General features: G+C 64.4%; 18 protein-coding genes and 2 pseudogenes. 9 read left to right on the top strand and 11 right to left on the bottom strand.

Annotated features, from left to right (window positions below; translation table 11 throughout):
* Positions 1-16: 16 nt before the first annotated feature.
* From H0P51_RS00875 to H0P51_RS00860, 4 genes are all read left to right on the top strand, one after another.
* Positions 17-874 (top strand): LLM class F420-dependent oxidoreductase, encoded by an 858-nt coding sequence (locus H0P51_RS00875; protein ID WP_180916196.1) that lies wholly within the window; start codon positions 17-19, stop codon positions 872-874.
* 44 nt (positions 875-918) lie between these two features.
* On the top strand, positions 919-2541 hold the full coding sequence (locus tag H0P51_RS00870) for a diflavin oxidoreductase (protein WP_180916195.1): 1623 nt from the start codon (positions 919-921) through the stop codon (positions 2539-2541).
* Between the two features lie 85 nt (positions 2542-2626).
* Positions 2627-3043, top strand: coding sequence for a DUF5313 domain-containing protein (locus H0P51_RS00865; RefSeq protein WP_180916194.1), 417 nt, complete (start codon positions 2627-2629; stop codon positions 3041-3043).
* 20 nt (positions 3044-3063) lie between these two features.
* On the top strand, positions 3064-3609 hold the full coding sequence (locus H0P51_RS00860; protein WP_180916193.1) for a MarR family winged helix-turn-helix transcriptional regulator: 546 nt from the start codon (positions 3064-3066) through the stop codon (positions 3607-3609).
* Here the strand turns inward: H0P51_RS00860 and H0P51_RS00855 are convergent.
* The 3 genes and pseudogenes from H0P51_RS00855 to H0P51_RS00845 all read right to left on the bottom strand — a co-directional run bounded on the left by H0P51_RS00855 (position 3581) and on the right by H0P51_RS00845 (position 8238).
* Complete coding sequence (locus H0P51_RS00855) at positions 3581-5068, bottom strand: FAD-dependent monooxygenase (RefSeq protein WP_180916191.1); 1488 nt, start codon at positions 5066-5068, stop codon at positions 3581-3583. The two genes, H0P51_RS00860 and H0P51_RS00855, sit on opposite strands and share 29 nt — an antisense overlap.
* Positions 5069-5175: 107 nt before the next feature.
* Positions 5176-6426, bottom strand: a pseudogene (locus H0P51_RS00850) (DNA polymerase); the annotation flags it as partial.
* A 16-nt stretch (positions 6427-6442) separates the two neighbouring features.
* Positions 6443-8238: pseudogene (locus H0P51_RS00845) on the bottom strand (acyl-CoA dehydrogenase).
* Between the two features lie 145 nt (positions 8239-8383).
* Here H0P51_RS00845 and H0P51_RS00840 point away from each other — a divergent pair.
* Complete coding sequence (locus H0P51_RS00840; protein ID WP_180916189.1) at positions 8384-9283, top strand: class I SAM-dependent methyltransferase; 900 nt, start codon at positions 8384-8386, stop codon at positions 9281-9283.
* An 8-nt stretch (positions 9284-9291) separates the two neighbouring features.
* On the opposite strand, the gene H0P51_RS00835 is transcribed toward H0P51_RS00840, so the two are convergent.
* On the bottom strand, positions 9292-9993 hold the full coding sequence (locus H0P51_RS00835) for a Crp/Fnr family transcriptional regulator (protein WP_180916188.1): 702 nt from the start codon (positions 9991-9993) through the stop codon (positions 9292-9294).
* 269 nt (positions 9994-10262) lie between these two features.
* On the opposite strand from H0P51_RS00835, the gene H0P51_RS00830 reads away from it, so the two are divergent.
* The 3 genes from H0P51_RS00830 to H0P51_RS00820 all read left to right on the top strand — a co-directional run bounded on the left by H0P51_RS00830 (position 10263) and on the right by H0P51_RS00820 (position 12773).
* The gene (locus tag H0P51_RS00830; protein ID WP_180916186.1) at positions 10263-10658 is read left to right on the top strand and encodes a Zn-ribbon domain-containing OB-fold protein; all 396 of its coding nucleotides are present in this window, start codon (positions 10263-10265) and stop codon (positions 10656-10658) included.
* A 27-nt stretch (positions 10659-10685) separates the two neighbouring features.
* Positions 10686-11897 carry a thiolase family protein gene (locus H0P51_RS00825; RefSeq protein ID WP_180916181.1) on the top strand — a complete coding sequence of 404 codons (1212 nt, stop codon included), beginning with the start codon at positions 10686-10688 and terminating at the stop codon, positions 11895-11897.
* 105 nt (positions 11898-12002) lie between these two features.
* Positions 12003-12773, top strand: a complete 771-nt coding sequence (locus H0P51_RS00820) for an SHOCT domain-containing protein (RefSeq protein WP_180916180.1) — start codon at positions 12003-12005, stop codon at positions 12771-12773.
* Between the two features lie 153 nt (positions 12774-12926).
* Here H0P51_RS00820 and H0P51_RS00815 read toward each other — a convergent pair whose 3' ends face one another.
* The 6 genes from H0P51_RS00815 to H0P51_RS00790 all read right to left on the bottom strand — a co-directional run bounded on the left by H0P51_RS00815 (position 12927) and on the right by H0P51_RS00790 (position 20154).
* Positions 12927-13892, bottom strand: a complete 966-nt coding sequence (locus tag H0P51_RS00815; RefSeq protein ID WP_180916179.1) for a 2-hydroxyacid dehydrogenase — start codon at positions 13890-13892, stop codon at positions 12927-12929.
* Positions 13893-13906: 14 nt separating this feature from the next.
* Entirely contained in the window at positions 13907-15010 is a 1104-nt protein-coding gene (locus tag H0P51_RS00810) for a hypothetical protein (RefSeq protein ID WP_180916177.1), read from the bottom strand.
* Positions 15003-15842, bottom strand: coding sequence for an ABC transporter permease (locus H0P51_RS00805; RefSeq protein WP_246398300.1), 840 nt, complete (start codon positions 15840-15842; stop codon positions 15003-15005). The genes H0P51_RS00810 and H0P51_RS00805 overlap by 8 nt, the downstream gene beginning before the upstream one ends.
* A 19-nt stretch (positions 15843-15861) precedes the next feature.
* On the bottom strand, positions 15862-16596 hold the full coding sequence (locus H0P51_RS00800) for an ABC transporter ATP-binding protein (RefSeq protein WP_180918648.1): 735 nt from the start codon (positions 16594-16596) through the stop codon (positions 15862-15864).
* A gap of 56 nt (positions 16597-16652) precedes the next feature.
* Entirely contained in the window at positions 16653-17681 is a 1029-nt protein-coding gene (locus tag H0P51_RS00795; protein WP_180916175.1) for an ABC transporter substrate-binding protein, read from the bottom strand.
* A 133-nt stretch (positions 17682-17814) separates the two neighbouring features.
* Positions 17815-20154 carry a CehA/McbA family metallohydrolase domain-containing protein gene (locus tag H0P51_RS00790; protein ID WP_180916174.1) on the bottom strand — a complete coding sequence of 780 codons (2340 nt, stop codon included), beginning with the start codon at positions 20152-20154 and terminating at the stop codon, positions 17815-17817.
* A gap of 80 nt (positions 20155-20234) precedes the next feature.
* Between H0P51_RS00790 and H0P51_RS00785 the strand changes: the two genes are divergently transcribed.
* Positions 20235-21134, top strand: a complete 900-nt coding sequence (locus tag H0P51_RS00785) for a LysR family transcriptional regulator (RefSeq protein WP_180916172.1) — start codon at positions 20235-20237, stop codon at positions 21132-21134.
* A gap of 24 nt (positions 21135-21158) precedes the next feature.
* On the opposite strand, the gene H0P51_RS00780 is transcribed toward H0P51_RS00785, so the two are convergent.
* Entirely contained in the window at positions 21159-21614 is a 456-nt protein-coding gene (locus tag H0P51_RS00780; RefSeq protein ID WP_246398297.1) for a YiiD C-terminal domain-containing protein, read from the bottom strand.
* Positions 21615-21622 lie beyond the last annotated feature (8 nt).

Here is a 21622-nt window from a genome sequence, read left to right as displayed (position 1 = left end):
CGGGGTTGAACGCGTAATGCGCATAGGAGTCGTCTTACCGCAAACCGAGCTCGGCGGAGATCGGGGCGCTGTGGGCGCTTACGGTCAACGTGTCGAGGAACTGGGGTTCACCCACATCCTCGCCTATGACCACGTGTTGGGCGCCGACCCCGCGGTGCACCAGGGTTGGCAGGGCCCGTACGACATCGACTCGACGTTTCACGAGCCGTTCGTCGTCTTCGGGTATCTGGCCGCGATCACTTCCCTGGAACTCGTCACCGGTGTCATCATCCTGCCGCAGCGGCAAACGGTGCTGGTGGCTAAGCAGGCCGCCGAGGTGGACCTGCTCACCGGTGGCCGGTTCCGGCTGGGCGTCGGATTGGGCTGGAACGCCGTCGAATACGAGGCGCTCGGCGAGCGCTTCAACAACCGCGGCAGGCGCTCCGAAGAGCAGGTCGAGCTGATGCGCAAGCTCTGGACGCAACGATCGGTCAGCTTCGAAGGCAAGTACCACACGGTGATCGGGGCGGGCCTGACCCCGCGGCCCAGGCAGCAACCGATCCCGGTGTGGTTTGGTGCGGCAACCGATCGCGCCTACGAGCGGGCCGGGCGGCTCGCCGACGGTTGGTTCCCCATGATGGAGCCTGGACCCGGGCTCGACCAGGCGCGCGAACGGGTGGAACGCGCCGCGGAGGCAGCCGGCCGCACAGCTGTCGAACTGGGGATGGAGGGCCGGGTCAGCTGGTCCGGCGACCGGGACAAGGCGGTGGCCGACCTGGCCGCGTGGAAGGCCGCGGGGGCCACGCACGTCTCGGTGAACACCATGGGGGCGGGCCTAATGGGGGTCGACGCCCACCTGTCCGCCCTGGAGCAGGTAGCCGCCGACTTGGTTTAATAGGCCCTAGTATGGTTAGCCTACCCTAAGATAGGCTACCGCCCATGGCCGCAGAGTTCGCGATCGTCATCGCATACGGCAGCGACATGGGTAACGCCGAAGACGCCGCGCTGTCGTTCGCCGAGGCCCTCGACGAAGCCGTCAGCACCGGCGTCACCGCGATAGAACTCAACCAGGTCGACCCCGCCGATCTGCAATCGGTCACCCATCTGGTGGTGGTCACCTCGACATTTGGCGACGGCGAATTCCCCGACAACGCAACACTGTTCTGGGAGGCGATCAGCGCCGACGACGCCGACCGGGTCGAGCACCTGAAGTTCGCGGTGCTCGCGTTGGGCGATAGCGGCTACGACTTGTTCTGCAACGCGGGCCGCCTGCTCGACGAGCGTCTCGAAACGTTGGGTGCAATGCGGCTCGCCGACCGTGTGGACATCGACGGACCCTACGAGCAGCCCGCCGCCGCGTGGATTGCCGACCTGGTCAAGGTATTGGCCGCCGAGCGCGCCGGCACGGTTCCGACCGAATCAAACCCGCCTCCCGCGGAGGCTGTCGAGCCGACCCAGCGCGACCGCAGCCATCGACCCGTCGGCGTCCGAGTGCTCGTCAACCGAGTACTGACCGCGCCAGAGTCCGACAAGGAAGTCCGCCACTACGAGCTGGACCTGGCTGCCAGTGGGATCGCTTATACCGCAGGAGATTCGCTGGCGGTGCATGCCACCAACGATCCCGCGCTCGTCGACGCGATCCTTGGCGCACTGGGCGTCGGCCCCGACTACACCGTGCACGACGGCGACGAGCCGCTCGGCGCACTGCTCAGCGGGCAGCTGGAGATCAGAACACCGTCGCGGGCATTACGGGCACTGGTGGCCGCGCGCGTACCTAACGCCGAGGCGGCCGTCCCACTCGGCGCCGACACCGTCCCCGCGCCGGGATCGTGGTGGTACGGCAAGGATGTGCTGGACCTGATCCGGCTCGGCAGCCTCACGGTGGAAGACGTCCTCGACACCCTGCGGCCGCTGCAGTTCCGCGACTATTCCATCGCGTCAAGCCCCTTAGTTCATCCCGATCACATCCACCTGACCGTGGCCACCGTGCGGTATGACATTGCCGACCGCCGCTACGGCGGGGTGGCGTCGACGTTCCTGGCCGACCGCTCCGGCGAGGTGCAGGTACACCTGCTTCCCAACCACACGTTCCGGCTTCCAGCCGGTGACGTACCGATCATCATGATCGGTCCGGGCACCGGCATCGCGCCATTCCGCGCGTTTCTGCAGGAGCGCCAAGCGTGCGGTGCGAAGGGAAGGTCGTGGCTGTTCTTCGGAGACCGTCGGCGCGCCACCAGTTTTCTTTATGGAGACGAGATAGAAGGTTTCCGCGACTCGGGTACGCTGACCCGCCTGGACCTGGCGTTCTCCCGCGACGGCGCAGCTGATGAGTCGAAACCCTATGTGCAACACCGTATGTGGGATAACGCCGACGAGTTCTTCGGCTGGATGCAGGACGGCGCGCACATTTACGTGTGCGGCGACGCCGAGCGGATGGCCAAGGACGTCGACGCCGCGATCCACGGCATCGTCGCCCAGTCCGGCAACCTCGACCCCGACGCGGCGCATGCCTACGTCAACCAGTTGATCAGGGACCACCGCTACCTACGCGACGTCTACTAAGGATGTGACACGGCCAATATAGTTAGTGCCCTAACTAATGGAGTACCATGGCGGCATCTACCTTCACCGATTCGCAGGAGCGATCATGGCCTCCGCCCGTCCTAACCTCTGGCAGTACATCGGCTATTCCTATGGGCGCGTGCTGCCCGACTCTATGCGGGACTGGGTGGCCAAAGACCTGGCCGGTAAAGGTGCCATCCGCCGTCACATGATCCGGATGGCCATTCCACCGGTATTCGTGCTCGCGCCATTCTGGCTGTTGCCTGCGTCGCTGTATGTGCACACGGAGATGACCGTCCCGATCTACGTTTGGGCGCTGTTGATCGCGTTCGCGCTGAACAAGGTTTGGCGGCGACACCGACTGGCCCAGCACGGACTCGATCCCAATCTGGTCGACGTGCTCAAACGCCAGAAAGACGCGCACATTCACGAGGATTACGCCCGCCGGTACGGTCCCCGGCCCGAGTCCGCCGAGTGGCAGGCGAATAGCAGCCCGTTCTAACCACGGGGAAGCCGCCCATTATGGCTCCGAACGTTGCCGACATCGACCCCTTGTCCCTCGAGCACCAGGTCTGCTTCGCGTTGGCAGTCACCAATCGCGCGGTCCTGGCGGTATACCGGCCCTTGCTGGAGCCGCTCGGTCTGACCCATCCGCAGTATTTGGTGATGCTTGCACTGTGGGATCACGCCAAATCCCAAGCAACGGCCGAATCAGGGGCAAACGCTTTGTCCGTCAAGGACATCGCCGCGCTACTGCAGATGGACTCGGCCACGCTGTCACCGATGCTCAAACGACTACAGGCGCAGGGCTTGATAACCCGCACCCGCAGCACCACGGACGAAAGAGCCACTCACGTGGAGTTGACTCGGCAGGGCCACGATCTGCGTCGGCAGGCGCTGAAGGTTCCTCCGGCAGTGGTCGAACGCTTGGGCGTCGAACTCTCCGAACTCGAGCACTTGCGTGAGGTTCTGGTCAAGATCAACGGAGCCGCGCTGGCGGCCGGTGCGCTGGACCCATCACCACCGGCCGAAAATCAATTCACCGACGCGGTCCGAACCACGCGGTGAGTGCATCGCGCAGCCCGCAATCGGACCCCTGCCCCACCCAAGCGACATGTCCGTCCGGCCGGATCAGCGCGGCGCTGGGTGCGGCAACCCGGCCGATCACCGGAAGTTCCCAATCCCCATCGTATTTCGCCTCTACCAACCGTACGTGCTCCGACCACGGACCGATATCGACCGGGTCACCCAAGTTGAGCAGAATCGGCCGCGCTAGGTGTAGCAGGTTGAAGAGTCGCAGTGGGCCGTCCGCAGAACGCAATTCCAGGTCTGGCACGCGCCGTCCCAGCAGCGGGTGGCCGTCACCGAGCTGGTAGCGGATATCGAGTCCCGACATCATCGCCCCAAATTGCTTGCGCGCCTGGTCCATTGCGAGCAGCTCGGACACGATGTCATGCAAGGCCCGGGTGCGGTCGTCTTGGCGCAACAGCGCCATCTGCGCTAGGGCGTTGCGTAGCACTCGAGCAGCCACCGGATGCCGTTCGGCGTTATAAGTATCGAGCAGCCCATCCGGCGAAATGCCGCGAACTACCTGAGCCAGTTTCCAGCCGAGGTTCGCCGCGTCCTGCAAACCCGTGTTCAGACCTTGTCCACCGATCGGGTGATGAACATGGGCGGCATCGCCGGCCAACAGAATCCGCCGGTCGCGGTAGGCGCCAGCCTGGCGGGCCGCATCGGTGAATCTGGAAATCCAACGGGGATTGCAGATTCCATAGTCTGTTCCGTACGCCTGGGTCATTGCGTTGCGCAGGTCGATGAGAGCTGGCTCGGAAGCCGGCCCGATCTGGCGCTCCGTCACCATGATCCGCGCGGGCCCGGTATCCCCGGTGCGGCTCATCGCGTGGACGCCCAGGGCGTCGCGGCGAATGCCCCACGGAGGTTGCTCGCCGCAGGCTAGCTCGGCCTCGGCGAGTAGGTAGCTCGTCGTCGGATCCCAACCCGAAAACTCGATTCCGGCGGCACGGCGGATCACACTGCGACTTCCGTCGCACCCCACGACGTACCGCGCCCGCAGGGCTGGTCCATCGCACAGTTCGACGTAGACACCGGTCTCGTCCTGGACGGCGCCAGTAACCTCGCGGTCACGCTGGATCGGTACCGCGAGCTCAGCCACCCATTCAGCGAGAAGGCGCTCAATCTCTTGCTGCCACAGAGCAAGTCCATATGGGTGCGGAGTTGGAAAATCGCTGATGTCGAGACGAATCTGCGCGTAACCGGCCAGCTGGGACACCTGGCCAGCGCTGATAAAGCGGTCGGCGATGCCGCGCTGATCGAGGATCTCCAAGGTCCGGCTGTGCAGCCCTCCCGCGCGCGATTCGATCAACTCCTGGGAGGTGCGTCTTTCGACGACGGCAACATCGACACCGCCCAGTGCCAGTTCGCCGGCCAGCATCAGACCCGTCGGGCCCGCTCCGGCGATGATCACCGCATGGTCGCATTCCCCACCCACCTGCTCGTCCACCCGCATTCCTCAACCCCCCAATTCCTGAGTTCTGGCTTATACCAGCGCATTTTGCGGCATCACCCCGGTCTTGCCGCAAGCCCCATCTGGGGTATAGGTTGAAAGTGAGGGGATTATTTCGGCAGCTCGCCTGCGTCGGCCCAGTTCGATCCATATCCGATCGAAACATCAAGTGGCACATCAAATGTGTACGCGGCTGCCAGGTATTCGAGGACGCGCCGGGTCAGTATGTCGCGCTCGCCGTCCGCGACCTCGAAGACTAGTGTCCGGTCCACCTGCAGCAACATGCGTGAACTCAAGCCCGAGATCGCCCGATCGATCTCCACCATCGCGGAGTTGATGATGTCGGCCGCGCTTCCCTGAATGAGCATCGCCAGCGCTTCTTGTTCGGCGCTCTGCCGTGCCGTGGGATCCTGGCTGCTCAGGTCGGGCAGATAGCGGCGGCGGCCCAGTAGCGTAGCGGCGTAACCCGCTTCGCGGGCCTGCTCTGCCAACGCGCCCAAATCCGCGCCGCCGGACACGTGGGCGACGATTCGGCTCTCGAGGTCGCGGTAGCCGGCGGTCATCAATTCGACATACCCGTGTCCCGGCACCAACGCCTCGCGCACCTCAATGGCAGCATGCAGGTCGGGGTTCGTCGACGTGACAGCGCCGGTGACCCTACCGGTCTGGTGCAACGTGGCGTGGATGCGTCCGTCGGCCGCAATCGAATTCGGTGGGATCTCTGCCGCGGCTCGGGCCAGCCGGTTGACGGCTATACCGGTACGCTCCATGCCGGCCAGGATGCGCTGCACCGGCAGTGCCACGCGGCCTAGCAGCGACGACGAGTCGATGCGCGCCAGCTCCTCGTCCAGTACGTCGGCCAAGTCCAGGACCGCGCAGGTCCGCAGGATCAACGCCTCGGAGGCGCCGGGCCGGTCGACGTGGCCCGGGTTGGCCGCCGCGTCGGGCAGCGCACAGCGCATGTGGCGCATTAGCAAGTCGTTGAGGGCCAGCCCCCGGCGCTCTGGACGCAGCAGATGCGCTGCCAGCATCGTGTCGGAGGTGACACCACGTAGAGTCCACCCGCGGCCGGCCAACGCGTGCAGCGCGGCCTTGACATCATGCACCGCCTTCGGCGGCCCCGGATCGGCCAGCCATGACGACAAAGCTGCCTCGTCGTCGGGGGTCAGCGCGGCGACGTCAATGTAGCGGCCCTCGCCGTCCGCGGCGACGATGGCCAAGGCGACGGTGTCGGAGTAATAGGTCGGACTGCTGCCGAGGACATCCAGGCCGAACCGATTGCCCAGACTGTGTTCGGACAGCCAAGCCGCGAGCTCACCGGCCCGCAGCTCGCGACCACGTACGTCGAAACCACTCGACACGTTGCTCATCCTGCCGTCAGAACCAGCCGTCCCGCATCTCCAGGGTGGTGCGGTCCAAACTGGCCAGCAGGTCCAATTGTGGTCCGGTTCTGGGCAATTCGTAGCGATAGAAATAACGGGCCGCCTGCCGCTTGCCTTCGTAGAAGTCACCGTCGCGGCCATCGGCAGCAATCAGTTGTTCGAGCCAGGCCCAGGCGATGACGAGGTGGCCGAAGGCTTCGAGGTACACGGCACTGTTGGCCAATGCCGTCTCCACATCGCCCGGCGCGAACATCGACGCGGTGACGTCCACCAAGCGCTGCCACGCCGGTCGAGCTGCGCCCCGAGGCCGGCGGTCTCGCCGCCCCGCGCAACCGCCGCCGCCACCGTCGCGGAAACGATCTTCGTGAGCTCCACGAGGCTGGCGCCACCGTGCTGAGTTACCTTGCGGCCCAGCAGGTCCAGACTCTGAATTCCATGGGTGCCTTCGTGGATCGGGTTGAGCCGGTTGTCACGGTAGTGCTGTTCGACGTCGTACTCTCGGGTGTAGCCGTAGCCGCCGTGCACCTGGATCGCCAGGTTGTTGGCTTCCAGGCACCACTGAGAAGGCCAGCTCTTGGCCACCGGGGTAAGGATGTCCAGCAGCAGCCCCGCGGATTCCGCCTCGGCGGTCGATTCCGGGCTGGCCTGGATGTCCACCAGGCGGGCGCAGTAGAGCGCCAAAGCGAGTGCGCCTTCCACATAGGACTTCTGCGCCAACAGCATTCGCTTAACATCGGGATGCGTGATGATTGGCACCTGCGGCAAACCGGGGTCCTTACTGGTCACCGGCCGGCCTTGCGGCCGCTCTCGCGCGTACTGCAGTGCTTTCAGATAGCCGGTGTACCCCAGCGCAATCGCGCCGAGGCCCACGCCGAGCCGCGCCTCGTTCATCATGTGGAACATGTACGTCAGGCCTCGATGCGGTTGCCCGACAAGGTAACCAACGGCACCGGGCCGGCCGCCAGGTTGATGGCGGCCCTCGCCGAAGTTCAGCGCGGTGTTGGTGATTCCGCGAAAGCCCATTTTGTGGTTGAGTCCGGCGAGTACCACATCGTTGCGTTCGCCGAGCGAACCCCCGTCGTCCACAAGGATCTTCGGAACGATGAACAACGAAATGCCCTTGGTCCCTGGTGGTGCACCGGCAATCTTGGCCAGCACTAGGTGCACGATGTTCTCCGAGAGTTCGTGATCTCCGCCGGAGATCCACATCTTCGAGCCGAACAGCCGGTAGCTGCCGTCGTCCTGAGGTTCGGCGCGGGTGGTGATGTCGGCCAGGGACGAACCGGCCTGCGGCTCGGACAGACACATGGTGCCGGTGAAGCGACCGGCCAGCGTCGGCTTGACGAACCGCTCGATCTGCTCGGCGGTGCCGTAGTGCGCCAACAGACTCGCGTTGGCCAGGCTCAGCAACACATAGCCGGCGGTGGCCACGTTCGCGGCATGAAACCATGCCAGCCCCGCGCCACCGACCGTCGTCGGCAACTGCCAGCCGCCCAGCTCGTGGTCCATGCTCATGGCCGGCAGATCGGCCTTCGCGAAGGCGTCCAATGCCGTTTTCACCTCGGGTATCACGGTCACCCGCTCGCCGTCGAACGTTGGTTCCTGAGCGTCGTTCTTCTTGTTGTGCGGCGCGAAGTAGCGGGTCGCGAGGTCTTCGCACAAGTCCAGCAGGGCGTCGAACGTCTCGCGGGAATGCTCGGCGAAACGATCGCGCTTTGTCAGTTCCTCCACTCGCAGCCACTCGAACAGCAGAAATTCAAGATCGCGCCGGGCCAGCAGATTGGACGCCACGGGATGCTCCTCTGGGTGTTCGCCTTGTCTCCCTGACCACCCTGGCACTAACCGGCCATACGGCACACACCGGCGTGCAGCGTAGGGTGGACTGAGAACTTAAATAAGCTAACTAAGCGGTACCGTCCGCGGGGAGGAATCGGCCATGGCCCGAACTGACAACGACACGTGGGATCTGGCATCCAGCGTGGGAGCCACCGCCACGGCGGTCGCCGCCTCGCGCGCCATCGCCTCGCAGGGCCCACAGCCCCTGCTGGATGATCCGTGGGCCGCTCCACTGGTCCGGGCGGTGGGCGTGGACACCTTCGTCAAGCTTGTCGACGGAGAGATCGAAAGTACGGATGACCCACTGCTGAACCGTCAGGCGATGACCGAACAGATCACCGTCCGCACTCGATTTTTCGACGACTATTTCATGGAGGCGATCGATGCGGGAGTTCGACAGGTGGTCATCTTGGCCTCAGGTCTGGACACGCGGGCCTACCGGCTGCCGCGGCCGGTCGGTACGGCCCTTTACGAGATCGACCAGCCCGAAGTCATCGAATTCAAGACGCGGACGCTGGCCGACCTCGGCGCGGAGCCGGCCGCGCATCGGCGCACGGTGGCGATCGACCTGCGCGAGGACTGGCCGACCGCCTTGCGGGAGGCGGGATTCGACCCCAGCCACGCGACAGCATGGATTGCCGAGGGCCTGCTCGTCTACCTGCCCGCCGAAGCACAAGATCGCCTGTTCGACAATGTTTCCGCGTTGTCGGCGCGTGGCAGCCGGATCGCGACCGAGCATATGGACTTCGGCAGCATCACGTCGGACTGGGCGCAACAGCTCACCGAACGCTCGCGGCGAATCGGCTCCAATATCGATCTGGCGTCGCTGTTCTACACCGGTGAACGCAATACGGCCGCCGATTACCTCCGCGGGCACGGCTGGCGGGTCAACGTCACAACCACCGAACAAGCCTATGCCGCACACGGATTCACGGTTCCCGACGATGAACTCGCATCATTCGGCGAGGCATCGGGATACCTGATGGCGATCAAGACCTAGTCCGATGGTCAGGCTCTGCGTACCGGCGATACGGCGCTGCTCGCACGAGCCGCCAGCTGCTCGAAGTCATGGATCAGGACTGACTTGCTCTCGATCGTGATCCAGTCCGCCTCGGCGAAATCCGTCAATGCCTTGTTCGCCGTCTCGCGTGAGGTCCCGGCCAATTGGGCGATCTCCTCCTGGGAGAGGCCGTGGTCCACCCGCCAGGAAGTTCCGACACGAACACCAAATCGCTTTGTCAGCAACAGCAATTGCTGTGCCACCCGCCCCGGCACGTCGTTGAAGACGAGGTCCGAGACGATGTCATTGGTTCGCCGTATCCGGCGGGCCAGCAGGCGAAGCAGTTGGTCGGCAATCTCCGGACGCTCGCCGACCCAGGCACGCAGCGTGTCTCCCTCCATAACGACCGCGCGGACTCGGGTCAGTGCAACCGCTGTGGACGACCGCGGCGCCGGATCGAAGATCGACAGTTCGCCCAGCATGTCCGACGGACCAAGCAGGGTGATGAGGGTCTGACGGCCGTCGCGGCCTTTGCACCCGATCTTCACCTTGCCCTCGGCGATGATGTACAGACAATCCCCGGCCTGACCTTCGACAAAGATCGTCTGCCGGCGCGCGAAAGTCACCCACGGAAGCGATTTCGCCAATTCGACTAGGACATCACGGTCGATACCGCGGAATACGCCGGCCCGCGCCACGTTGTCGTCCATACCCAACCTCTCGCGCTTCGGTGCGCGTCCGGATCCACTCTCAGATAGTCGAGACTGGTTAGGCGTCACACACGCGATGTCCGCTGATTCTACAGTATGACTAGACGCTTCGATTAATTCGTCAAGTCCCCGTCGTTACGGGCTCCGGCGATCCCAGTATCGAACGGCTGGCAGCGATTTGTACGCTGCATTCGGGCGAACGACATGCGCACAGCCGGGGCCGGCTCGGTCACAGCCGTCGTCGACCCGGGCCGTTGACGGAGGTTTTCATGGCTGGACAGATCCCGTTGGTCGATTATCTGGTGCTCGATGAGGGCGAACCTCATCTGGTCGCACAGGAATGCGCCCATTGCGGCGCCCGGTTCTTTGATCGCCGCAACGCATGCGCCGGCTGCTTCAAAACCGAGTTCAAGACCGTTCCGGTCGCAGCCGAAGGCACGGTACGGACGTTCACTATCGTGACCTTCGCCGCGCCGGGGATCCCCACACCGTTCGTCGCATCCGTCGTGGACTGCGACGGGACCCAGGTCCGCGCCAACCTCGTCAATGTCGAACCCGATCCCCAACATATCCGCGACGGGATGAAGGTGCGCCTGACCACCTATCCCGTCGGCACCGACTCCGAGGGAACCGAGGCGATCGGCTTCGGGTTCGAGCCCGCATAGACCTCAGCATCTGACGAAGGAGCGACGATGGGTGCCAGCGACGATATCTGGATCCTCGGAATCAGGATGACCAAGTTCGGCAAGCACCCGGATCTGGACACCGTCGACCTGGCGGCCGAGGCCGCCACCGGCGCACTCGCCGACGCCGGCCTCACGATGGCCGACATCGGCGTGCTGGCGGCCGGCAACCTGATGGCGGCCAACGCCGGCATCGGCCAACAGCTGCAGAAACAGATCGGGCAGACCGGGATCCCGGTGTACAACGTGGCCAACGCATGCGCGACCGGGGCCACCGCGCTGCGGACCGCGATCATGGCCGTCAAGGCCGGTGAGGTCACCTACGGCATGGCCGTCGGAGTGGAGAAGCTGTCCGGCGCCGGTTTGCTGGGCGCGGGCGGATCGAAGAAGGGCGACTCAGACGTCTGGGCACCCAAGGGGCGTTACGGCGCCGTGGCTCCCGTGGACGGGCGGATCGGCACCGAGGCGATGCCGGGGGTGTTCGCCCAGATCGGCACCGAGTACGGCCACAAGTACGGCGGCACCAGCTTCGAACTATTCGCCCGGATAAGCGAGAAGAACCACGCCCACTCAACACTGAATCCGCTGGCGGCATACCAGAAACGGTTCACCCTCGAGCAGATCATGAACGACGTGATGATCGCCTACCCAAACACCCGGGCGATGTGCTCGGCCAACTGCGACGGCGCCGCGGCCGCGATCGTGTGCAGCGGAGAGACGCTGAAGTCCCTGTCGCTCGAACAACGTCGCCGCGCGGTGAAGGTGTCCGCTTCGGTGCTGACCACCGACCCCTACGAACCGGGCTGCCAGGTGCTGCCCAACGTCAACACGCTGACTCGCAACGCCGCCTCGATCGCCTACGAGCATGCCGGTATCGGCCCCGACGACCTGGACTTGGTGGAGCTGCACGACTGCTTCGCCACCGCCGAGCTGGTGCACTATGACAACCTGATGCTGTGCGAAGAGGGCGGCGCCGCAGCGTTTTTCGAGTCCGGCGCCACCTGGCGGGACGGCTCGACGCCGGTGAACGTCTCCGGTGGCCTGCAGTCCAAGGGACACCCGATCGCGGCCACCGGCATCGCCAACATCTGGGAGGTCTGCCACCACCTGCGCGGCGAGGCCGGCGACCGTCAGATCGAGAACGCCAAGGTCGGGCTGGCTCACGTGATCGGTCTCGGCTCGGCCTGCGGCGTCCACGTCCTGGAGAAGTCGGCCGTCTGATCTCAGCGTGTGCGGTCGCCGAAACGGGTATCCAGGCACGGTAACGACGCACATTCTTCGTCACGACGCCATTCGTTGCGACGCCGAGAGAAAGATTTGCAGACTATGCAGGCAACGGTGACGCCGGAGGCCGAGAGCGCCCTCACCGAAATCGCCCAGCGCCACGGACTGTCCCGCGAGGCGGTGCTGGCCATGCTGTTCGCCATCCACACCGGCGGCGGCACCATGGCCCAGTTTTCCATCCCCGAACTCGGTGGCTCCGGGCAGTGGATGCGGGGCGGGATGACGATGGTGGGCAACATGTTCGACAACTCGCTCAAGGCGCGTGTCGACGCACTATGTCACGAGCTGTCCCAGCTGATTTCCACCACCACGGTGTTTCGCGCCTCGGCTACGGAAAAACAGGCCGGGTTCACCTCGTCCAACTGGTGGCCCGCGGACCTCGGTCTGCCCAGTTCGGCCGGCGGGCAGAACGACGCACGTTACGCGGTGTTTCCCAACACTCGACGCCTTGCCATCCAAATCAACGGTGCGGTACGGGTTTTCGACACCGATGAACATCAGATAACCGGCGTACAACAACAGCAGCAGGGCGGTGGAACCGGCACGGTGCAGTTCACCAGCCAATTCGGCACCTTCGACGTATCGAGCCTGCGCGAGCTCGGGGCACAGCAGGTGGCCGAGACGCCGACCGCCGCACCCGCCCCCGAACCCGCGACGCCGCAGCAGTCTCAGCAACGCCCTGCCGCCCGGTCGGAGAACGATCCCGCGGCCATTGTCGCGGCGATCGAGTCCCTTGCTGGACTGCACCAGCGGGGAATCCTGTCCGAAGAGGAGTTCGCCGCGAAAAAGGCCGAACTGCTCGGCAGGCTGTGATTCACGAACTGCGCAGCATCAGCAGTTCGCCGGTCAGCGAACCATCCTCGAGGAGCAGGGACCCCATCAACGTCATCGGAAAATCCGGCTTATTCTGATTCACGAATCCGCTTCGCCGGGCGGGTACCCAGAGTTGGGCTCAGGCAAGCACAGTCATCTGCGCGGCGGCAGGACAGGCGTCACTAGCTCGCCGGTTTCAAGATAGGAGTCCAGGTTGCGGATTGCCAGCAATGCCATCGCTTTCCGGGTCCGCGCAGTTGCGCTGCCGATGTGCGGAAAGAGCACCACGTTGTCCAGCTCAAGCAACTCGGACGGCACATACGGTTCATCAGCGAAGACGTCGAGACCCGCACCGGCCAGTCCGCCGCCGGTCAGCAGCTCCACCAGCGCGTCCTGGTCGACCACGCTACCCCGGGCGATGTTGATCAGGTAACCCAGCGGCCCCAGTGCCGTGAGAACAGCGCGGTCCACCAGGTGGTGGGTGGTGCGGCCGCCCGTCGTAGCGACGACCATTACGTCCACCGATTCGGCCAGCTGGACAGCCGAGTTCTCATACCGGAAAGGCGAGCCCTCAATCTCGCGGCGGTTGTGATAGGCGATGACACAGTCAAATCCGAGTAGTCTCGTCGCGATCGCCGAACCGATGCGGCCCAGTCCGAGGATCCCGATCTGCAGGCCGCTGACGTCGCGAGCGTAAGGGAATGAGCCCTCGGCCGCCCATCGGCCGGCGCGCACATATCGGTCCGCAGCGCCAAAGCGACGCAGCGTCATCAGAATCAGCCCCAGTGCGGTGTCGGCGACCGTGTCGGACAACACGTCCGGTGTGTTGCTCACGCCGATCCCCCAGCGCTTCGCCGCCTCCAGGTCAATCGAGTCGACGCCGGCGCCGTTGTTGACGATGACCTCGAGATTGGGCAGTGACCTCATCAAGTCCGCAGGAACCCCGGGCGGACCCGATGTCACCACGACCCGGATGTTCGCCCCATACTCGGCCAGACAGCCGGCTCGGCGCGGCCCGTCCGGGAGCTCACGCAGGTCGTAGCGGGCGACCAGTTCATCGTGAAACGTCCGCTCGAAATCACCGATTCGCAGGACATCGTTGCGTTTCTGCACAGTCACGCATACATCATCACTTACAGCGCGCTGCCGACCGCCTTCTCGGCGGGCCGCGCAAATGCACCACCGAGCGTGATGGTCCGCTCGGCCGGCGAATACCAACCCTGCGCAGCATACTGGCTGGTATGCAGGTAGCACTGAACCCGCACCTCGGCGCTGCCGGGCGTGAACGTCAACAACCTGCTGATCGGTAACGTGGTGATCGGCATGTGGTGGCGGCTTAGCGATGCGACGTTGAGAAACCACGTGCCCCAACGCTGTTCAATGTGGGTCTTACCGCCGAAGTTGTCATCGGGATGGGTATGGGTGTGCCCAGCTATCCATAACGCAACTCGGCCCGGGTGTTGGGCCAGGAATTGTTCGAACGCACCGGAATCAGGTTGGCTGTCAACCCAATAGAGATACGACGCCCCTTGCGGAGTGCCCTGCTCGAAGGGGCGGTGGTAGTGCTCGTGCCAGAGTCCGTCCGGGCCTTTGCGTACCCCCTCCCAGTCGCCGGACGCGACAGTGGTGTTCTTCAGGACGTAATGGTGGACGGTAACGACGAGCGTGTCGGGGTTGCTCAGCACCATGTGCTTCCACCACCGAAATGTCGAACCACTCACTACGCCACCGGGGTTGCCACCCAGTGTTCCGCGGCCGACGGTCTGGGTGGGTTCGTTGCGGTCACTGAGCATCAAGAACAGCAGGTTACCCACCCGGAACGCATAATGCTCCCACGTCCCGTGCACCCGGTGGGGCCGTGCCGCCGGGTCTACACCCGAGAACCGGGTGTTCTGACCCAGGGGGTCCACCCATTTGCGCCACCACCACGCCTCAGGCTCGCCGAGACCGCTGCGGTCGTGATTGCCGCACACGCTGTAGATATCCTCGCGACGGTGCCGTCGCAGGACTGCGAACTGGCGCCGCAGTTCTCGGCCTTCGGAGTCGTCGGGCAGGTGGTGATGTGCCCCGGACATATCGCCAACGTCGATGCCGATGTCCCACTCGAACGCCGGCCCGCCCTCGCTACCACCGAACTCCGACTGCGAGATCGCCTCGGCCAGACTGGCTCTACCGTGTGCTTTGTCTGTGCCGACGTGGGCATCACCGAACGCCCAGATACGCAGCGGTTCAGCCATGCTCGGTCTCGAGCAATCCCCAGCGACGACGGATCTGCCGGTCGACCGCGGCGAAGGCTGCGTCCATCACAATTCCGATCGCCAGGATCACGATCATGATCGCCATCGCCGACGGCATGTCCGTCATGTTCTGGGCATTTTCCAGCAACACCCCGATCGAGGCGGTGTTGGTCACCAGAACCACCAGTTCACCGGCCATCAAGCTGCGCCAGGCGAACGCCCAGCCTTGGCGTAGACCGCTGACGAACATCGGCAGCGATGCCGGCAAGATCACGTGGCAATATAGCGAAAGACCGGTCAAGTTCAACGTTTTCGCAGCCCGTAGCAACAGTGGAGGGATATGGTCGGCGCCCGCGATCACACCGATTGCAATCGAAGGGGCAGCGCCGATGACGATCACAAACAGGATCGCCGAGGTATGCAGGCCGAAGAAGATGATGGCGAACGGGAACCATGCAATGGCCGGCATGGTCTGCAATCCGGTAATAATTGGTCCGAAAGCGTTACGCAGCAGTCTGTTTCGTGATGTCAACGCTCCGGCGAGGGCACCGATGAGCAGGGCGAGTGCGAAACCGATCAGCGCCCGGTTCAGTGTCGTCCAAGTCGCCTCCCATAGCATCGGCTCGCGCGCCTGCTGCCACAGCGCCGCCGCCACGGTGGCCGGACCAGGCAGTACTACCGTTGATTTCCAACCGCTCAGGTACACAATCTGCCAGATCGCGACAATCACCGCGACGGCAAAGAGTTTCGCCCGCAGCGACACTAAACCCGCACGAATCCACGCACCGCGCACCGCCGGCGTAACCCGCACGCGGTAAGTCTGGCTGGCCACGTTGCCTCTCACCGCAGCACTAACCATCGGTGCCGGTCCCTTCGCGGTGCAGTCGCTCGGTGATGCGCGCCGCGAGTTCGGCAACCTCAGCGGTGTTGATCTCACGGGGACGCGAGACCGCAACACCGAACTCCTCGACGATACGGCCGGGTCGCGGGCTCAGTACGATCACCCGATCGGCAAGCCGCACCGCCTCGCGAACGTTGTGCGTCACGAAAACGACTGTTAATCCCCGCTCCTCGACAATGCGTTCGAGTTCCTCGTGCAGCCGATCACGGGTCAGTGCGTCCAGCGCGCCGAATGGCTCGTCCATCAGCAGCACGTCGGCGTCCTGGGCGAGCGCGCGTGCCAACGCAACTCGTTGGCGCATGCCGCCCGAAAGTTGGTGCGGTCGTTTGCTTGCGAACTCACTCAGTCCCACCGTCGCCAACAGCTGCGCAACGCGGGCACTGCGCTGGGTACGTGGCACATTGCGGGCCCGAAGGGCGAGGTCGATATTGGCCGCGGCGGTGAGCCAGGGGAACAACGCTGGCTCCTGGAACATCAGCGCCACCCGATGGTCGCGGGTGTCAACGCGCCCGGTCGACGGGTGGTCCAGGCCAGCGATGATCGACAACAGTGTGCTTTTGCCGCAGCCCGAAGTTCCTACGATGCAGACGAATTCACCGCGCCGCACCGCGAGCGTGATTCCGTCGACGGCCAGCGTGCCATCCCGGCCAGCTCCGAATTGTCTGGTGACGCCGTCGAGGCGGATCGCTGCGGAAGGGATGGCCTCGGGCACCGCAATGCCGGCTGGAAACGCAACTCGGGTCACGCGGCGACCTGCGGTTGACCTGATGCGACGAGCACCGCATTGAGCGGTATCTGATCGAAAAGACCGTTGATATCAAGCGGTTTCAACAGTCCAATCGCTACCGCTTTGGCCACCTGATCTCGCAGCGACGCCATCCCAGGGTCGTTGGTGAAAGTGGTCTCCTGGAACGACGCGGTGAGCACGTCTGGCTCCAGGCCTTTGCCAAGGGCGTGGCTCAGCGCGGTATTGGCCGATTGCGCCGCACCTGCCGGGTCGCGGACGATCTTGTCGTTGGCCTCGACCTGGGCGCGGAGCAGCGCCGCCACCACGTCCGGGTGCGCCGCTTGGAATTCCTGGCGCACCACCAACACGGTGATGGTGTTCGGATCCGACCATAACCGCACACCGCCGGCTTTGATCAGCTGCACGTCGAAGGGGGCCGAGTCGATGGCACCGTCGATCTGGTTCGACACAAACTGTTGCACAATCGCCGACTCGGGAGTGGTCGGCTTTATCGAGACATCGCCACCACCTTGGGTATTGGTGTTCAGCCCGTTCTTGGCCAGCCAGTCGCGCAGGCTGACGTCCTGCGTCCCGCCTAAGGCGGGATCGGCCACCGTCTTGCCTCGGAGATCCTGGGCGGAGTTGATGCCGGGTTTGACCACCATCGAGGTACCGCCACTTGCGGCACCTGAGACGATCTTGATCGCCTTGCCGCCCGATCGCTGCCAGGCGTTAAACACCGGGTTCGGCCCAATGTATGCCGCGTCGAGCTGTCCCGACAGCAGCGCGGTCACCTCCTCGGTGCCCTGGCTGAACGGCTGCGTGGCGAGATTGACCTTCGGACCGAGTTGCCGGGTGAACAGCCCGTCGGTGATGCCGACGAGCGCCGGGGCGTGGGTGATACGAGTCAGGTAGCCCAGCCGCAGCGACACCCTCGACGAGGACGACGAGCTGGATGGGTGTGAACATCCGACCACGGCGGCGGTGGCAGCCATCGCCAGGAAGACAGCGAGAGTTCTGCGGATAAGTCGTTGATGCGGCATGGGTTTCCTTAGGCAGTGCGACGTGGCATCGGGGCGATGTGGGCAAGTCAGCCGAGCAAGGCCGACTACGGACACGTCGCGCGCGCGACTCGCTGCAAGTCGATGTGCAGGCGGCGGGTCAGTCGCCGTTGAGTCATCGTCCCGGTCCTTTGGGCCGGGTGACGAACAGTGGGCTGGTCCACACTTGGTGGCCGTCGAACTGCATGGCACGCAGGTAGGCTGCGCTATCACCGGATGGTAACTGCAAGTTCAGGTTTCCGACGACGGTTTCGGGCAGCGCCGTGGGTTCGGCAATGCGCTCCACCCGAATCTTGAGATTGAGTCCGCCTACGGAGACATCCCGGCTGCCGTCGGCAACGAGATCGGCGCCGCGCAGGGCGACGTGGGTGGTCAGGTTGTCCTCTTGCACCGTAGTCTCGAGTTCGATTCGCGCTCGGCTAAGGTCGGCGAGTCTGACCAAAATACCGATGCCGGCACCATACGTGGTCGTTCGCCAACGCACCTCATTCGCAGCAATGTCGAAGTACTGTTCGGGATGCGTTGCCGCCCAGGGTGTTATATCGTGCGCTGCACTGCCCGCGATCGAGACCCGGCCCGTCCAAGTGGCCCACCGATAGCGGTCGCGGTGCCGTGCGCCGCCCCAGCGAATCCTGACCAAGTCGTCCGAGAGCCCCGTTTCGGCGTGCAGGTCACGACGCCACACCTGGCCGCCGCTGTCGTATACCGCGACCTCTTCCCAGCCCGTCGTCCCGTACAACGCGTAGCAGGCATCCAACTCAGAAGTCTCGCAGGAAAATTCATCGCCCATCCAATGATCGCCGCTGCGCAACAATGCGACGGACCGAACACCGGTAGTGGCCCAGGTGCGTCGCGCCCGCAATCCGCGTCCCACCTCAGTTGCGGTGAGCGCGGGAGCCAACACTCCGGTCAGGCCACCGAAGCCACCGAAGATGTTCGCTCCCGGGGCTCCCCCGCCGGGCCTGCCTCGGTGCTCGTCGCTGGACGCGCTGGCACCCAGTCGGAGCCCTTTTGCCAGAGCGTCCTGGAGAAACCAGGGACTGCTACCCCACGTCGAATGGACCTCGATAAGGCGTTCCAAATCACGATGATGCCAATCCAAGACCGCGCGTCGCCCACCGACGTGTGGGATCAGCAGGTAGGACTCGGGATCCTTCTCGTAGGCGGCGTACAACTGAGTCACCGGCCAGGTCTGCGGCGTGGGCGAGTTGCTGGACATGCCCTGTCGCCATTCCAGAGAGCGGGCCAAAGTGGTGTCCTCGCCGAGGAAGATGACGTTGTGGTCGCCTCCGGCGCCCGCCGTTCCGCACCACTCGACGCCGGGGAAGCACACAAAAGCACCGTCTTGGGCCGCTCCTCGACACGCCGCCACAACGTCGAGCCACGCCTCATCAGTGATCTGAAAGTCGTTGGCCGTGTAGCCCAAGACGTCGAGAGCCCCGATGTCGCGGGCGTAGCGCAGATTCCAGTCGGTGCTCTGCGTACCGACCGTGTCGTTGGAATGCACGTGCAGGTCGCAGAATATTGCGCGCGGAGACGGAAAGTGATGCAGCACATCGATTATCGTCGTGCCAGGGCCCAGGACTGCGGTGCGGGTCTGAGCGATCACGTCGACGCGGCCGGGGGTGGCCGGGACCTCCAGCCGAGCGGAAGCCCATCCGGTTTCCGGGGTGCCGGCACTGGCCACCGGTGCACCGTCACGGTAGGCGTGCAGGGTGGCCGCAATTTCGGTGCAGGTGTTGCCCCACCGGTCTTGCAGGTGGGCACGCAGGCCAACTGACACCGCGTCGTCACGCACCAGCCGGGGACCGTGTACGACAACCTGGTGGGGTTCGCCGGGCACGATGGCGATGCGGCTGACAGCGGCGTGCGCCATCCGTGAGGTGCCCAGCGGATCGACGAACAAATGCACTTCGAACTCGTCCTCGACGAAGGTCTGCACTCGGGTGCCGGCACCGCCGAATCGTCGGTCGCCCAACCGGATCTCGATCACGTCCCCCGGACGTAGGTAGCCGTCCACGAGGTGGATCAACAGTGATTTCTGGAACGGCCGCTCGCCACCTTTGACGTCGTAGCGGGTGAGCAGCTGCTGGACCGTAGCCACGCCGTCCTCGGATGCGCCACCGATCAGCGACCGTTTGATCAGCCGAGCCGAGGCGTAGTCCCGCGCGTCGGGCGCCGACGTCTGCAGATCCCAGTCCGAGTAGTAGCGGAAGCACAGCTTTAGCCACCCGCTGTCAGCGATGCCGGAGCTGCCGACGGTGTAGGTGAAGACCACCTCAGCCAGCGATCCGGCCGTCACTCGGTCGTGCGAGCACCTCAATTCACCAAGGAACGGCAGCGTCTGAAACTCAGCGGTGATGGCATCGCGAACCGCGGTCACTGCGCAGTCGTTTGCGGCCAGCCGCGGTTGGGGACGCAACGCTACTTCGGCTGTTGCGGCGCGGTCTGACATGAGCCCATCCTGCTCGGCGCTCACCTAGGAGTCCAGCGGATAGATATGATGCTATTCATCATGAAAAGTGATCATTTGTCGTGAATCTCCAGCAACTGCGCTACGTGGTGGCATTGGCCGACGCGCGCAGCTTCACCAGGGCAGCAGAGGCGATGTTCGTCGTTCAATCTGCGCTGAGCCAGCAGGTGCGCCGCCTCGAAGAGGAACTCGGCGTGCGGCTGTTCGAACGCACCACGCGCAACGTGTCACTCACGCCGGCCGGCGAATCACTGCTACCGCTGGTGCATCAGGTGGTGGCCGGCGTCGATCGACTCGAGTTCGACGCTCAAGCCCTGCGCGGAACTGTTGCCGGACGGCTCACTGTCGGGATGATGGAGATCCCGTCGGAAAGCCTGGACGTGGCCGCGTTGATGTCGACCTTTCACCTTCGCTTCCCCGACGTCAGCGTGACTCTGCGCAGCGGCGGCAGCGACACCTTGGTCAGAGCTGCCGCCGAACGCAAAGTCGACGTAGCCGTCGTGGGCGCCAACGTGTCTCGGGCCAGTGACCAGCTGACCTTCAGGCACCTATTCAGCGAGTCCCTGATCGCGGTCCTGCCCGACGGTCATCCACTGACCCGGTTTTCGTCGGTATCGGTGGCCGAGTTAGCCGAACTGCCGTTCATCGACTTTCCACCCGGGTACGGGCTTCGTCACGAGACCGACCGTGGCTTTGCCGGAGTGTCGCGCCGGGTAGCCTTCGAAGTCACTCGTGTCGACGAAGTCATCCACTTCGTACGCAAGAACCTCGGTGTCGCTTTGCTTCCCGAATCCGTGGCGCGGACGCGTGCCGAAGCCGATCCAACCCTCGCGCTGCGCCCGGTAGCCGGCGCGGACATGCACCGCCAAGTGCATCTGGTGACGACGCGACCCCAGCTGCGTTCGGTGGCATGCCAGGCCTTCATCCGCTGCCTCGACGATCACCTCGGAGACCCGCACTGAAGGTCAGTTCAACTGAAGGTCAGTTCAATTGCGTTGTGCGCGCAACTGATACAGGCCGTGGGTAGTGGCGACGACGTTGCCCGCAGCGTCGGTCACCACCGCATCCAGGGTGTAGTCGGCCTTGCCCTGATTCGCCGCCTCGGCCTCCACGCGTGCGATCGTCTCGTCGTCCATGGTCGCCTCGGCGCGCAACTCGGTGGTGGCCATCCCGACGAACTTGATGTCGACGTTCTTCACCAGCGGGTAGTACTTGCTCGCATCGAACGACGTCAAAGCGATTATCCCGCCCAGGATTTCAGCGACGGTGAATTGGACACCGGCATAAACCACACCGAAGTGGTTTCCGTTGCCCTCGGCCGGAACGCTGGTTGCGGCGAAACCGCGCCGCGCCTCGATCACCCGAACCCCCATTCGGGCAGCGATCGGAATGGTCGATTCCAGTCCTGCATTCATCATCTCGACGACGGTGTCAGCCACCATGCGATCGT

The sequence above is a fragment of the Mycobacterium vicinigordonae genome (assembly GCF_013466425.1).
GTDB lineage: Bacteria > Actinomycetota > Actinomycetes > Mycobacteriales > Mycobacteriaceae > Mycobacterium > Mycobacterium vicinigordonae.
This window is presented reverse-complemented; position numbering and strand designations above follow the sequence as displayed.